At 64.4% G+C, this 15,085-nt stretch carries 4 protein-coding genes; all 4 read right to left on the bottom strand.

Features of this window, described 5'->3' with window-relative positions:
- Positions 1-2 precede the first annotated feature (2 nt).
- The 4 genes from AC51BJ_RS13990 to AC51BJ_RS13975 all read right to left on the bottom strand — a co-directional run bounded on the left by AC51BJ_RS13990 (position 3) and on the right by AC51BJ_RS13975 (position 14,939).
- Positions 3-10,946 carry a filamentous hemagglutinin family protein gene (locus AC51BJ_RS13990; RefSeq protein WP_496280628.1) on the bottom strand — a complete coding sequence of 3,648 codons (10,944 nt, stop codon included), beginning with the start codon at positions 10,944-10,946 and terminating at the stop codon, positions 3-5.
- An 11-nt stretch (positions 10,947-10,957) separates the two neighbouring features.
- On the bottom strand, positions 10,958-12,499 hold the full coding sequence (locus tag AC51BJ_RS13985) for a ShlB/FhaC/HecB family hemolysin secretion/activation protein (RefSeq protein WP_496280627.1): 1,542 nt from the start codon (positions 12,497-12,499) through the stop codon (positions 10,958-10,960).
- Positions 12,500-12,704: 205 nt separating this feature from the next.
- A complete protein-coding gene (locus AC51BJ_RS13980) occupies positions 12,705-14,081 on the bottom strand; it encodes a hypothetical protein (protein ID WP_496280626.1) in 1,377 nt (458 codons plus the stop codon).
- A 33-nt stretch (positions 14,082-14,114) separates the two neighbouring features.
- The gene (locus tag AC51BJ_RS13975; RefSeq protein ID WP_496280625.1) at positions 14,115-14,939 is read right to left on the bottom strand and encodes a PEP-CTERM sorting domain-containing protein; all 825 of its coding nucleotides are present in this window, start codon (positions 14,937-14,939) and stop codon (positions 14,115-14,117) included.
- Between the last annotated feature and the right edge of the window lie 146 nt (positions 14,940-15,085).

The following is a 15,085-nucleotide window of genomic DNA, read 5'->3' as shown; positions in this document are numbered from 1 at the left end:
CGTCAGTTGGCGCTCGTCGCCGACTCACAGTCCTTGTCATCGGGCTGACAACCCGAACCCGTAGCACCGTCGCCCAAGCCAATCAGTTCCACAGTCAGTATCGAGTTGCGGCGGGACGCTTCGCTCTTCTCCGGATCACTTTGCGGCTGCCCCGCGGCGGAACGACTTTCGCCTTGGCTCGCGACCGCCCCCAACGCACCCACCGAGACCGCTACGGGCGCCGCAGCGACACCCGTGACGGACCCACCGACGATGTTGTCGGCGCCGCGAACCACCTCCGCGCCCAGATTGATCTCAGGACCACGGATGCTGGCATCGAGCGCGATGATCTCGCCGCGCGGCGCATAAAGGAAGACTGCGCCCTCAGCGTTGCCGTCCTGCGGTTCGAGAATGCCGATGCCGCTGCCTGTGGCGAGCGGCGGAATCTGGAATACCACGTTGCCGCTACTGTCGAGCGTCGGGACGGCGGCGGGCACCGTCACTGTGTTGTTCGAGCCGCGACCGGAGTCGATGTTGCCGTTCGAGCTCCACAGCATCACGTCTCCCTGGCCGATCACGAACACCTTCTGTGTGTTGACCTGGAAGTCCCCATCGGAGAACGAACGGATGCTACCGCCGTTGAACGCCACGACGCCGCGTTCGGACTGCGATTTCTCGACCTGCCCCCCCACAAGTTGCGCCGACGAACTCAGACCGACGTTCACGTTGCCTGCAGGCGCGTAGAAGCTGATATCCCCTCCGCGCTGAGTGTGCACCTTGCTCTCGACGATGTTGATGTCGCCGGTCGCGAAGTCAAGCGGTCCCGCCAGTCCAGCCAGTTCCAGTGCACGGAAGCCGCGGCCGTAACCCGCATCGCGCTCGGCGAGCGTCGTTGCCGCACTGCCTTGCAGGCCGCCGGCCTGCAACTCCGACATCACGACAGTGCGGACGAAACGGTCGAATCCATCGCCACGGGTCACGGCCGGATCGAGGGCGTAGCGCGACGCCCAGGTCTCCCACGCCTGCGTGTAAGGACCATCACTGCCCAGATAAGTATCCACGAAGGCACCATTCAGCACCTGTCGGGCGAACGCAATCTGTGAATCGGCGGAGAAGGCCTCGAAGCGCTGGAGCGCCAGCGCGTATTGCGCCTCGACAGACAGCGAAGTATCCGGCTTCAGCCCCAGCAGACCGTTCACATAGGCGATCAGCGCTGCGCGGTTGTCGGACGACTCGCTGTCACCCGCATCGAGATAGCTCTTGCGGAACGCATCGACGTCCAGCGTCGCCCTCATGCCGGCGGTCATCGAAATGTTCGCGCCATCACCGGGCAGGGTGCTGTTGTACAGATTGCCCACCGTCTGCACCCCAGCCGAACGTCCGAGATCGATCTGCCTTCCGGCTTCGATCTCCAGCAGGCCCGGGCCTGACACGGAGATCAGGCCTGCGGTGTTCACCGTGGTGCTGTTGGAGATCGACCCGCCCGCCTTGATCGTTGTGATGTGGTCCGCATGATGGTGCTGGCCGACGAGATCGAGATTGGAAATATCTCCGCCTGCCGTGATGATGGCTTGTTTCGGCGACCAGATACGCGTCGTCGTGCCACCGGACAGCGTGATGTCTCCGCCTGCCTGAATGCGCATCGGTACATCATCGTTTGCATGCAATGCGGTGAACAGGCCCGCGGTCGTCAACCGTGTCGCGATCAGCATGTCGGACACCGCCTTGCGGCCGCTCGCGTCGATGGGCGCACCCACACCGGGAACGCGTGACGGATCGATATCGGTGATACGGATCGAGCTGTTCAGATCGATATCTCCGGCCGCATACAGCTCGATGTTTCCATCCGCATGTGGATACAGCAGCAGACCCGATCCGCCGGGGACATCCACCGTCAGGTCGCCCGCATGCGCAACGACCGACACCTTTGCTGGCGTCAGATTGAACAGCGGCAGATCCGTCGCGGCGGTGAAGCTCAGACGTTCGCCGGAAGCCGCCGAGGGCGCCGTAGCAATGCGGCTGAGCGTGGTCGAGCTCGGTGCGGCCCAGCTCACGTCACCCGCAGTCGAACTGACCCCCACGGACGCGTCATCGGAATAGGTGGAATACAACGCGGAGATGTTGGAGCTGATTAGCGACTGGTTCGTCGAGAACAGCGTCGGATTGAACACCCCCGCCAGCGAAATGTCTCCACGCGCGGAAACGCTCCATTGACCGTCCATCACCGCAAGCACCGGCGCCAGCGAACCGATCTGGCTGGTGATGGGAGCTCCGGCCGCGATCGCTCCGCCGGCGGCAAGACGGCCCTCGCCGCGCCCGACGAAGTAGGTTCCCCCACGGATGTCGCCACCTGCCCGCACGTCGACATCGCCACCATTGAGCACGGTAAGACGTGACGCATCCGGCCGTGCGGACGACATGTAGGCCGCGGTCGGCGCCACCACCGAGAGGTTGCTTACATCGCGCCCTGCCTCGACTGTCACGCTGCCTCCGCCGAAGGACCCGACGCCCTGCTTGTACAGATCGAAACGCGTCCACCAGGCGAGGTAGCTGGACGATTTGAAGGTACCGGCCTGTTCTCCCGTCTCGTTTGGAGAGCCGGTGCGGAAGAACCAGTTGTTGATCAGCTGGTTTGATACCGCGCTGTTGATGTCACGCCCAGCGTCAAGCACCACCCGTCCGCCCCGCGACGAAAACACCGCGTTGGTACGCGACGAGAATGCATCGTCCACGACACCATTCAAAATGGGATCGCTGACCTTCGCGGGGGTGGTCAGGCTACCCGCAACGTACACAACGGCGGGTGTGTTCGAGGCACTCGCGAGCACGATGTCGCGGCCGGCCGCCATCTCGATCGAACCGGTACCGGTACGCACCATCTTGTTGCCGGCGACAGTCAGATCGCCGGTGCCTTCGCGAGTCTGCATCATGTCCGCGGCCGTCATGTCCGCTCCGGCCACCAGGCGATAGGACCAGGACTCTCCAGCCTGCAGCGTGCCGGTCCGCGTCGCATTGTTGAAGCCGTCACTGATCGAGCCATTGACGTTCAGATTGCCTTCGGCCCGCAGCGTCAGATAGCCAGGTTCACCGCCGGCACGAGTGGCCGACCACAGGTTCCAGTCGCTGCTGACCGTCAGATCTCCCGCGGACACGATCTCGACGCCGGCACGCAGGTGCGCGCGGGCGTCGTCGGTAAAGCCGAGTGCCTGCAGCACGGCGACACGATTGCTCATGTAATTGCTGGTGTCAGTGGCCACCGTCGTCTGACCCACCGTGGAGCCGGAGCTGTTGCCGGTGGAGACGGCGGTTCCGGTATAGGTGCGCACGGCCTCGACCGCCAGCGTGCCCGCGTTCCATGAGGCACCGACCGTATCGATCTTCACGCTGTTGCCGTCGCGCTGGGCCCGCAGCGTGATCCGTCCGTCGAGCGCATCGTCGCCCCCGACGTCGATCTGTGCGCCCTGTTCCAGATCGATACGGCCAGCCGTGCTGGCCAGTACGACATCCCCACCCTGGGCGCCCACGCGCATCGAACGTGCGCCGATCGATGCGCCGGAGAGCATGTTCAGGTCTCCGCCTGCAAACACGCCGACGACACCGCCCGCATCGCTGTCGGCATCGATCCGGCTGTTCGCGCCCAGCGTGAGACTGCCCGCGTCGGCGGCCAGATTCACGGTGTGCGCCTTGATCGCCGAGTCCAGCGCGACATCGCCCGTACGTACCCGTATCGACACCGCATGATCAAACCCTCCCGCGCGCACGACCTTCCCCATCGCGTCGACGACGTCGGCGGCGCCGATCAGGCTGGCAACATGATCAAGCGATGAGCCGCCGTCGGCCAGCGTGGCAGCATCGATCAAGAATCTACCGCCCAGCCCGCCGGCCCCTGCTCCCCCGGCCACTCTTACCTGCTCGCCGAAGACAACGCGACCCGATTTCGCGGACAGCGCAAGCGATCCACCGTTGCCGCCGCCGATCTGTGCGGACACGTCGAGGGCGCCATCGACCTGCACGGTTCCTGCGCTGGCGGTCGCGCTGATCGCGCCCCCGTCGGCGTAGTAGGCATGGCCATCCACGGTCGTGGTCTTGAATCCGCGTGCCTCGGTCACCGATCCTTCGGCAAAGGAGAGCGCATCTCCACTGCCGGTGGCAATGAAATCGAGACGTCCCGCATCGGCCCGGATGTGTCCGGCCTGCACGATCCGATCCGCACTGAATGTCAGTGCCGCACCCACGCCCGTCTGCTCATCCAGTGTCCGTGCGTCGCCATTGCCGGATACCGTCAGCGTGCCCGCTGCACTCACCGCGGCGTTCGCTGCGGTTGCAGCGGTAACGCGGGCGGCACTCAGTGACAGGTCGCCCGCCGCCTTCACTCCGCCCGTGCCATCGAAAACGATGTCACCGGTCGATTCCAGAACCGTGTCGGAGAAGGCCATGGCCATGACGCCTGGTCCCACGGTGAGACCGCCTGTGCGGCCTTCACGCACCGGCGGTGCAGCCTTCACCTCCAGCCGTCCCTCTCCGCTTGCATCGGCGCTGAGGCCGGACGTGTTCGTCAGTAATACGTCCGCCGCGGCAGCTGTGACCAGACTGCCCGTGCCACCCAGACTGCGCAGCGTCGGCGCATCGAGCACCAGAGACGAGAAGCCGGTCGGGCGACTGCCCTGAAGCGCGGTTCCGGCCGCAAGATCTATTGTCGAGTAGCTGCGCAGGGCCAGCGCGTCGACGCCCAGCGCCGACGTCAGCAGTTCGCCCTGCAGCTGCAGGCCGTCGTCCTCCGGCGACGCCGAACCTATCGAGATCCGGCGCGCGCCGATGCTGAGGGACTGCGCCGAAAGAACGGGTTGCGAACCGGCTGCCAGCGTGTACTGGCCTGTCGCATCGATCTGAACCTCGGCGCCGGTCAGCGATACTCCCGAACCGAAAGTGAGCGAACCGCCCGTTCCCAGCGTCGCATTGCCGCGCGTCAGGGCCAGCCCCCGGTCAGCGCTGACGCGCACGAAGGCGCCATCTCCGGACAATCCCATGCTGCTGGCCGTGGATGCTCCGGCACCCGTCGCAACGAGAGATACGCCGTCGCCTATCCGTATGTCGTCGAGCGCAGCGAACATCAGTTCACCTGCGGAGATGGCAACATCGTCCGCCAGCACGAGAACGCTCGATGCTGTGGTGGTGAGCGTCAGCGCGCTGTCCGGGCCGCTGCGGTATCCACCCAGCAGAATGCTCTCGGCGCCGGAGCCACTGAGGCTCCGGGCACTGACCGCAGCGTAGCCCTCCGGAGCGTCTTCGTCACCGTCGACCACAGCCAGTCGGGACATGCTCAGATCAAGCTGTCCCGCTCGCCCCACCGCCTGACCCTTGGCATCGCGCGTGGCGGACAGGTCTATGGACGCTCGCCAGTCGAAGGCATTGGCAGATACCAGGGAAAGTCGTCCGGCATCGACCGGTACGCGCGGCACGGCAACGTCCAGCCGTTCTGCGCGATCGCGATAGAACTCGCTGCCTGACGTGACCACGTAACCGGACTTCGACAAATAGGTCGCACCCGGCTCGATCACGTAGCGCTGATGAACGTCTTCCCGGACGGACGAATTCGCGAGTCTGGTGTGGGCGGACAGTTCGATGCTGCCGTCCGGTCTCACGAAGGTGCCTGCATCTGCACGGATGTTGGCGGCTGCGGCAGACACAACGTAGGCACCGGGGAGAAGCGCATAACGGGCCGGCAGCAGCGTGTATTCGCCGGCCGGCAGTCCGGGCACGCCCTCCGGAATGACGATGCGCGTACCCATCGCCGGCATGGCGCCGGACGCGGCGATCTCCGCATCCACCGGTGCAAAGTCGAAGTTGTAGCCCTTGACGATGGCGAACAGCCCATCGCGGGTCAGCGTATCCGCGGTGCCTGTCGCACCGGATACGAACTCCCAGGCCTGCAGGTCTCCTCCACCCGCCACCGACACGGTAGCCTCGCCGGACACGTTCAGGTGGGGGGCATCAATGCGCAATTCCTTGGCGACCGGCGCCTCGTCCAGCGACACGACGTTCTCGCTGCCGATGCCACCCGGCGAATAGATCCACTGGCTTCCGTTGATGGTGGTGCCAACCGGCACCACCACACCGGCGCCCGATGCAGACAGTTCCGCACCGGCGCCTATCGTGATCGCATCCGCAGCCTTCACCACCAAGCTGCCGAAGGGCGTACGCACGACGCCTCCCCGGCTCTGGCTGTCGCGGCCGGTGAACTCGATCGTGTCTGCGGTCAGATTCAGCGATCCATATGCGGACAACGGCGTGCCCGGCCGTGCGCCCTTCGGCGACGAGAACTGCAGCGACGATCCGCCCAGGCCGGTGATGCTGAAGCGCGACATCGTGGTCGGATAGACCTGACCTGCGTGCATCACCACTCGATCGGCAAACAGGAGCGCGCCATCCAGGGTGGTGTCCGCATCACCCACCAGCCGGCCCTGGAGACGTATCACTCCATCGGTGCGACCGCCGAGCGAAGCATCGAGCTCGGTGTTCTGGATACCGGACAGTCCCACTGATCCGATCACGTCGATCACCGAGGCACGGACGGTCAGGTTCGATTGCTGACCTGCCGCTGCGGCAACGGCAGCCGGTGTCGACGTGGACACCAGGCCGCCGTCGACGCGCCGGATGCCCGCGTCGCCGAACGCAACGTGCTGCGCGCTGAACAACGCGTTGGCGTTGCCCTGAACCTGGATGTTCGATGCGAACAGTTGCAGCGACCGTTCGGCCGTCAGCGAGAGCGAGTTCTCGATCACCATACGGTCGTCGGCACTGAGCTTGATCGTGTCGAAACCGGCCGTCGACAGGCGTCTGGCGGACACCTTCAGTTGGCCGTTGCCAAGGATCGCATCCAGATCGGCGCCCGGAGAGACCGTTGCCTCATCCTTTCCGGTCGTCGCGTTCGGCGCATACTCCAGAACCCTGTCCGCGGAAGTCAGGACAAGTTGTCGCTCCCTCGTCGAATACGCGGCTCCTGACGTGTAGTTGTCCAATCCATTACGCGTGAGCGTCATCGACAGGCTGCCGCGCGTGGCCCGCGCGTCTTCGGTACCGGCGCGCAGATCGGCATCCATGTGGATGCCCTCCGGAGAACTGACCGTGATCGAACCCGCATTGCCGTACTGCTGCTGCGCGTCGGTGCGGTTCACATAGAGATGGGTGGCACCGTTGACGCCACTCACGTCGATCACCGATCCGGCTTCCGCAACAACATGCCCGCGGCGCGCATTGATCGTCACATCACCGCCGTCATAAAGCGTACCCCGCACGCGGCCGCCGGTTGCAGTGGTGCTGTCCAGCACACCGCGCGCCAGCAGCTTCGCCGTGTCGGTCAGATAGATGGCCTGATCGGCAATGCGGCCTGCGCTGTCCGGCGATCCGGAGCTGCCGCCGCGCACGGCCGATATGCTGGCGATGTCCTTGCCGTCGGCATCCTTGTAACTGCCGCCGATATTCAGAGAGATCGCCCCGCCCGGCGTCGACAGAGCGCCCTCGACGGTGACCGAGCGGCCGGCGGCCACCGTGATGGACCCACCAGCTTCAGTCTGTATCGTGGCCTTCTCGCCGATGTGTACGCTCGATCCTGCATATGGTCGCCCATTGGCGTCCAGCGCGACATCCGGCGTCCGTACGGCGAGGAACTGGAGGTTCATCGCCTCGCGCTCCGCTTCCGGCAACAGCACCAGAGAGTAAAGACCGGGCGTCAGCTCGCCGTCGGCCTGACGCATGTAGGCGGTGGGGTTGAGCATGCGGTTGCTCAGCACCGCGCTCACGGTCATCGCCTGTTCAGTGCGGACCGTCTGGCCGGAGGCGTTGGTGCCGCTGGTGTAGGAGCCGATCTCGATATCGCCGAGGCTGACAAAGGCGATGTTCTGAAAGCCACCGCTGTTCAAGAAGCCCGAGGACAGCGTGAAGCCGCTGCCTGAATTCTGTCCGAGATGCAGCGACGGAACCGTGAGGTTCAGCGTGCCGCCATCCTTGAAGCCATAGCCGCTCAAGCTTCCGTTCAGCACCAGCGACCACGGCGTGTTCGGGTTATTCACATCGGCTGAAGCGATGTTGTGGCGGATGGTCAGATTGCCCGCATCGCCATAGGCAAGCTGGCGCTCGGTCGACTGCCACGCACCCGCCGACACGTCGATCGACGAGCCCTGCGCGAGTTCGACGCCCGCCAGACCCGCCAACGTGATCGAGCCCCCGTTGATCGCCACATCACCCGGCCCTTCCACGTTGCGCACGCGGTCATTGACCCAGCGTCCCGCCGTACTCAGGCTGGCCTGGCTGCCCAGAACGACCGAGCGGTCGAGCCCGGTGAAGCCTGCGGTCGATGCGGAGGTCAGGGCGATACTGCCGCCGGCCGCACGCACCCCTCCGTCCATCACGACACGCCCTGCGGTAATCGCAAGCTGGCCAGCATTGCCGAGATCCAGCGCACTGCCGACACCTTGACTGACCGTGCCGTTCGCCAGGATGGTGAGCCGGCCGACGCCGCCACGTTCAAGCGCATCCTGCGACAGACGGACCGTAGTTCCGGCGCTGCCCAACGACGCTGTCGTGGGCGCGTTCCAGAATCCATCGGGAAGATCCTGCGCACCGGCATCATCCAGCATGACATTCGACACATAGCGATCGGCCGACCCTGCCACTTCCATGCCGAGGACCAGCGCGCCTGCCTTCGGCCGCAGACGGTGCTTGTCGAACACTGCGACCGACTCGCCGGTCGCCGAGAAGTCGCCCCGCTGCAACACGCCCGGTGCGGTCCTGCCCACGACCTCACCTTGCATCACGACCTGGCGTCCGGCGACCGTGACAGTGCCCCCGTCCTTGCCCTCGACGTAGCTGGCCACGCGGGTGATGCGCTCGACGTCCAGGATTTCGTCGTACACGAGGTCTTTCGGCGCCTCGTCGATGCGGTAGATGCGGTTGCCGGAACGGACCAGCGTCGTGGCGATCGTGCCTTCCTTGTAACGGATGCTGCCGCCGGACACATCGAGCTTGGCGCCATCCGCGATCACGACGGCGCCGTCGGAGCGAAGCGAGATGGTGCCGCCGGCGGTGCTCAACTCCGCGGCCGAGCGCGGAATCAGGTTGTAGAAGTCGGTCACGTCCGCGACTTCGACGCCCTCCCGTGCGTCGAAACGGATGTTCTCGCGATAGAGCACGCCGTCGCGCTGCAGCGGCGAGTCAGCCAGGTTGATCGCAAACAGCCGACCGCTCATCTGGTTGCGGCCCATGTCGAGTTCCAGCCCCTTAACCCCGGACACATCGAGCAGCACGTTGGAGGCAACCACGATGCGGCTGCCGTCATTGCCGCCGGGCACCGTGCCATTGAACAGCGGCGACGAGCTCGGAGTGGCGCTGGCGCGGATGTCTATGGCGCCACCGGTCGCGCGGACAACAGCCCCCGACTCGATCGATACGGACTTGCCCTCGCCACGGACGGACGACGCATAGAAGTTTTCCGCATCGAGCTGGGTCTGGCCGGCCACGAGGACTGGCGTCACCTGGGTCAGGCTGCCCTCGCCGATTACCAGTTCGCCCAGCTCATCGGCGACCCGCGAAGTGACGCCGTCCGATGTGGTGGTACGAGTGCGCCCGTGGGCAAGAAGACGGATGGAGCCGTTCTGACCCTTCACCGCGGTGGTCGCGCGCACAGTGCCCATCTGGCGCACTGCCATGCCGACCATCGTCGTGATGCCGCGTTCGGTCACTATCTCGTTGATGCGCTCGACCAGCCGGTTCTCGGCGATGCGCTGCTGACGCTGCTCGGGCGTCAGCGCAGCCACATCGGCGTCGCTCAAGGTCTCGCTTCTTTCGGTGAGCGTACGCGCCACAAGCTGACCCGAGGCGATCATGCTCGCCCGCTGGGAAGGGGTGAGCGCGGCGTAGCTCGCTTCGCTGACCACCTTGCCATCCGCATCCACCCAGTACTCGAGGCGCTTGTCGGCGATCAGCGTGTATCGCTGCGCATCCGACAGCCCGGCGGGCAGACCGGCGCGGCTGACCGCATTGCCGTCCGCATCGACATAGGTCACGTCGACCCAGTACTTCTGCGATTTCGCGTTCTCGACCGTATTTATTCCAGCGACGCTGCTGTTCTCGAACGGGTCGACCTCGATCAGCAGACCGCGCTCAGCGGCGTTCAAGGACGAGCGGAGGTACACCTTCTGGCCCGCAGCCAGCCCGACCTGACCGCCCGGTGCGTCGATACGACCTTCGTTCAGCACGCGCGGCGCGAACATAAGTACCTGCCCGCCCGCGGCGGCGCGAATCTCGGCGCCATTCTCGACCCGGATGAAGCCGTTCGGATTGGCGTCATTTCCGCCGAAGGACGGCGTACCGTCGGTCACGTTGCGGAATCCACTGTTGAACAGGCTGTCTGCGATGTTGAGCGTGGTCGCGACAAAACTCGACACATCGACCCGTGCGTTCGGGCCAAAGATGACGCCGTTCGCGTTGTACAGCAGCACTTCGCCGTTGGCGCGAAGATTGCCGAGGATGAGCGACGGATCAGCCGACTGGATCCGGTTCAGCGCCGATCCGTTTTCCGGCTGCACGAACTCGACCGAATACCCCTTGCCGATGTCGAAGCTGGCCCAGTTCAGGATGACCTTGCCATCCTGTTGGGTGATCACCATGTCCTTCGCGTTAGGCTGATTGACCGTGGCGCGACCCTGCTGATTGAAGTTTCCGGCCTGTACCGGCAGATTGTTCAGCGGCACGCCACTGGCCATGGCCCGCGCCTGTGCGAGCGCCACCGACGACGGCATCGTGCCGACCGCCTGCGCCGCCATTGGTAGCCCCCCGAGTGCGGCTATCAACGCGGCGATGCGCGTCAATCGACGCCCCGATGAAGGTCCGCGGGAACGTACGCCCTCACCTGCCGGGATGAGCATGCCGCGCGCGGGATCGAATTTGAGGCGGAAAAGGCGCTTGTTCATGGTCGGACTCCTCAGAACTGGTAGCCGATACCCAGATGAACCCGGGCGTCGTTCTTGCGAGTGCGCACGCGGAGCAACGGGTCACCGTTGCCGTCGACCCCCTGCGTACCGGAGGTGTGAAGGGGAACCGCAATGTCGAGCCGCGCGACGATGCCGCGCCCTTGGGCGCGGACACCCAGCCCGTAGCTGGCCAGATCGATTCGCGCCTCTTCCAGCGGCAGCGGGTCGGATACCCGCAACTGCGCCCAGTCGTAGAAGGCGAGCGCTTTCAGCTGTACACCCGACGAGTTCAGCAGCGGCGGCGTCTGCAGTTCGACGGTCGCGCTGGCTCCGCTGTCGCCGAAGCGTTCGTACTCGTAGTAGCCGCGTACCGAGTCCCGGCCGCCAGCGCCGAGCTGCTCCTGCGGCACCAGCGGTCCGCTGGCGATCTGCAGTTCGCCTTTCACATCCAGCGTCCAGTTGGACGGCAACGACTGGATACGGGCCCCTCCCAGGCGCAGCGTGGCGAACCCGGCTTCAGCGCCCGCTCGCTTGCATGCGAACTGGTCCATGGGAAAGCCGTCGCAGCTCACGCGACGTTCAGTCAGCGGCGGCAGACCGGCGGTGAGATTCAGATCGAGGGAGGTCTGGCTGCGCCCATCGTCGTCCGGGATGACCGCGTCGTAGCGCCCCGCCAGCGTCCAGTAATGCAGCGCTCGCGGCACCAGTGTCTGCGAGTCGCGGTCAAGCGCGTCGCGGTTCGCCTTGTAGTCGATCCCCACGGTAAGCCCGTGATAGAGGTTGTACGAACGGCTCGGCAGGCTCTTCCGGTAGCGCAGACCGACGCTTTCGCCGTTGACTACCGTTGCTCCACCGATCTCCGCGGGGATATTGCTGTCGGAGCTGACCACCGACGCACTCAGGTAGTCACCGCCGCGCAGCGGGACTCCGTAGCTGAACACCCAGATGTTCGCCTGGTCCGGCGCGTGCGGTGAATAGATCCAGCTCACCCCCAGCGAATGCCCCTGCTGGAAAAGATTGTCATGGCGCAGGGACGACTCCAGACGTCCCTGTTCGGTGCTGAAGCTCTGCTTGTTGTTCAGTTCGACACTGCCGTGGATCGGCGACTTGTCGTCCACCTTCAGTTCGACTTCGACCTTGCCTGGGGCCTTGCCAGGCCGCAGCAGCGGTGTGACCTGCCGATCAGACGACTGGCGCCCCAGCGCCGTCAGTTCGTCCTGAACCGCCGAAAACTGGGGCACGGAACCCGCAGCAAGGGACGGCACAGCTTCACGCACACGACTCGGTAGAAAATGTTCGGCACCGCTGATCTTCAGCCTTTCGACCCGACCTTCCTGCACCACGAGCGTCACGACGCGATCCGCGCCGATCTGCTGCTCCGGAAGCTCAACCGCCACAGTCAGGTAACCGGCGTCGTGGTACGCCCGCTCGAGCGCAGATCTGGCCGCTTCGATGTCATCAACCGATTTCGCGGAACCGAGAAACGGATAGACCGCCCGTTCGATCGCCTCATCGTCAAGCACGCTGTTGCCTTCGACGGCGAACTCGAACACCTCGAATCTCTCGTCAGGCGGAGGGGGCGACTGGGCAAACGCGGCCGACCAGCAGCCCAGAAGGACTATGGTGATCGACTTAAGAACGGAAGCAGGGAAGGGTGACACAGTCATACAGGCAGGGCGCCATCGTGACCACAGCCCCGTACGGGGCTGTTGAGGAAAATACCCGCGCCAAACGGCGCGGGGCAAGGCAAGTCACTGCTTAGCGCATCAGCGGCAGGCAGTTGTTCGGGTTGGCGCCGCCGCGCTGGACCTTGGACACGGAATCCTTGTGGTCGGCGTAGCTGAAACCACCATCACGGATCTGATACAGACCACGGGCAGCGAAGCCGCCCTCTGATTCCGGCAGGGCAAGCTTGGCGCTGACAGCCTCGATCAGAGCACGCTCCTCGTCACCGGTCACACCGTCGGCGGAGTTGACGTGGGCCACCAGTTCGAACAGGTAGGGGTAGCTGCCGTCGATTGCCGTCTTGCGGTTGGTAGCAGAGAGCGTGCCTTCGGTCAGGCTGACACCATCCAGCTTGACATAGCGCCAATTCTGACCAGTCGCCAGCGGCTCGTTCTCACCCGAAACGATACCGAACGCGTAAGTGTTGGTCGCATTCAGGCAGGTGCGGACGTTGCCGGTGCTCGAGTTGACCGCAACGCGGTAAGAGCCATAGTCCGCGTTGATTTCCGGAATGACCGGAAAGGCCCCCACCAAGTCGCCATTCGCGCAAGTCTTGCCAAGGAAGAACACCTCGGCCGAAGTCTGCGTACCTGAGGTCGCGGGACGACGGCAATAGACAACCTCATCGGTCGCATCGCTGTCGATCAACGCGCCCAGACCGGCCTTTGCGGCGCTGAACTCGTTGCCGTTGATCAGCGACGCGACGTCCGCGCGGCTCAGCGACGGTTGGCACGCCGGGCTGTAGTCACCAGCAGCACAACCCGCGTCGATCAGACCATCAGATTTTTGCTTCGCTTGCAGCGCCAGATAGAGCTGCTGGCTGACGGCGACACCGAAGGCCTGACCCACAAAGGCGGGCAGCACTTCGACGTTGGCCATGAAGTCTTCGCCCTTCTCACCAAACAGTTCCGTGGCAAGTTGCCACTCGACGTCGGAGAAGCCGCCGTCCGAATCGCCATCAACGATGGCGCAGCCGGTGCGCACGTTGTTCAACGCCGGGCCATTCGGGTTCGCCGGATTGACCGACAGCGGAGCCAGATCACCCGTACCCGCGACGGCTGACGCCGAGCACGAGGCCACGTTCACGAAGTCGACCTTGGTGGAATCGCTCATCGCCAGAATGGACATCAGCGAACCGCCATCGACGGTGTGACGCACCAGGGTGATGCCACCTTCCATCGGAACGGAGCACTGGTAGGCCATCCAGTTGCGATAGGCGTTCGAGGCGGAGCCTTCCTTGAACACGGTGATGGTGCCGCCCGCGTCATTGCAGAGCGCACGTACGGCACGCGCCACGTTCTGCTGCACAGCAGAGGCGCCGGACAGATCCACCGTGGTATCGCCGTTGACACCGGCGAAAGCAGCACCCGACGACATGGCGAGCGCGGCAGCGATAAGCTTGAGTTTCATCGATTGAATCCTCGTTCAAATGGTGTGTAGGTGTCAGACCGAGCGACGGCGAGCGGCGAAGCCGATCAGGCCCAGACCGGCCAGCAGCAATGCGTACGTTTCGGGCTCGGGAACGGCGGCGACGTTATAAGAAAGGGTCTGACCGTCGAACGACCAGACGCCCTGCAGCTTCTCCTTGGTCACCACACCTTCAGGCAGTGACAGCATGTAGAAATTGAGGTCGGATCCCACCGAAGCGGCTGCCGAGACCTTGTTGCTGCTCCAGTCGAGATTTGCACCCAGACCAGAGCCATTGCGAGCTACGTAGCCCTGATTCGACGTGCTGGTAACAACGCCGTCAGCATCACCATTCAGGCCAGAATAAAGTCCATTGACATTCGCCATAGCGACAATATTCGACTGAGTCACGGACAGATCGTCAGCCGAAGCTGCCGCCGAAGTACTCAGATAGCGAACGGGCGTGTCGCTGGTTGCGGTGCCCAGTTGGTCGCCGGCAATGACGCCCCACATGGTCTGGTCAGCAGTCACGTTCGGGGTGGCGAAGAACGTCGCCAACGACGCCCAGTTGACACCATTGGAGTCGGCGACCGAGCCATTCACCGTCAGCGAGCTGGTGGCGAAGTTCCACGCAACCGAAGTACCAGCCACGTTGGTCAGCGGCAGGAAGGTCGACAGGTTGAAGCCAAGATCGATACCGACCGATGCGATACCCGGGCTGGTCTTGTCAACTGCGAAGAAGAGCAGTGACGAATCGCCGGACGTGAAGTTCTGCAGGGTCGTGCCGTTGATAGCGTTTGCCGCGCCGCTGGCAAACAGAGCGGTCAGCGTGGCGGCGACAGCTTTCAGGTTGAATGACATGAATATCTCCTAATGACGAGGGGGTGGGTGCGGATGTCCGCAGTTCCCGGCTCCGTGAGGAAGCAGGTCGATGATGTCGGCGCCGTGTTACAGCGCTCACCGACCGTGCCCGACGATCTCTAGTCCGAACGGATCATCAATCTCTC

The organism is Methyloversatilis sp. S146-33 (assembly GCF_059552495.1).
The sequence above is the reverse complement of the archived record's forward strand: the minus strand, read 5'-3'. Positions and strand labels throughout refer to the sequence as shown.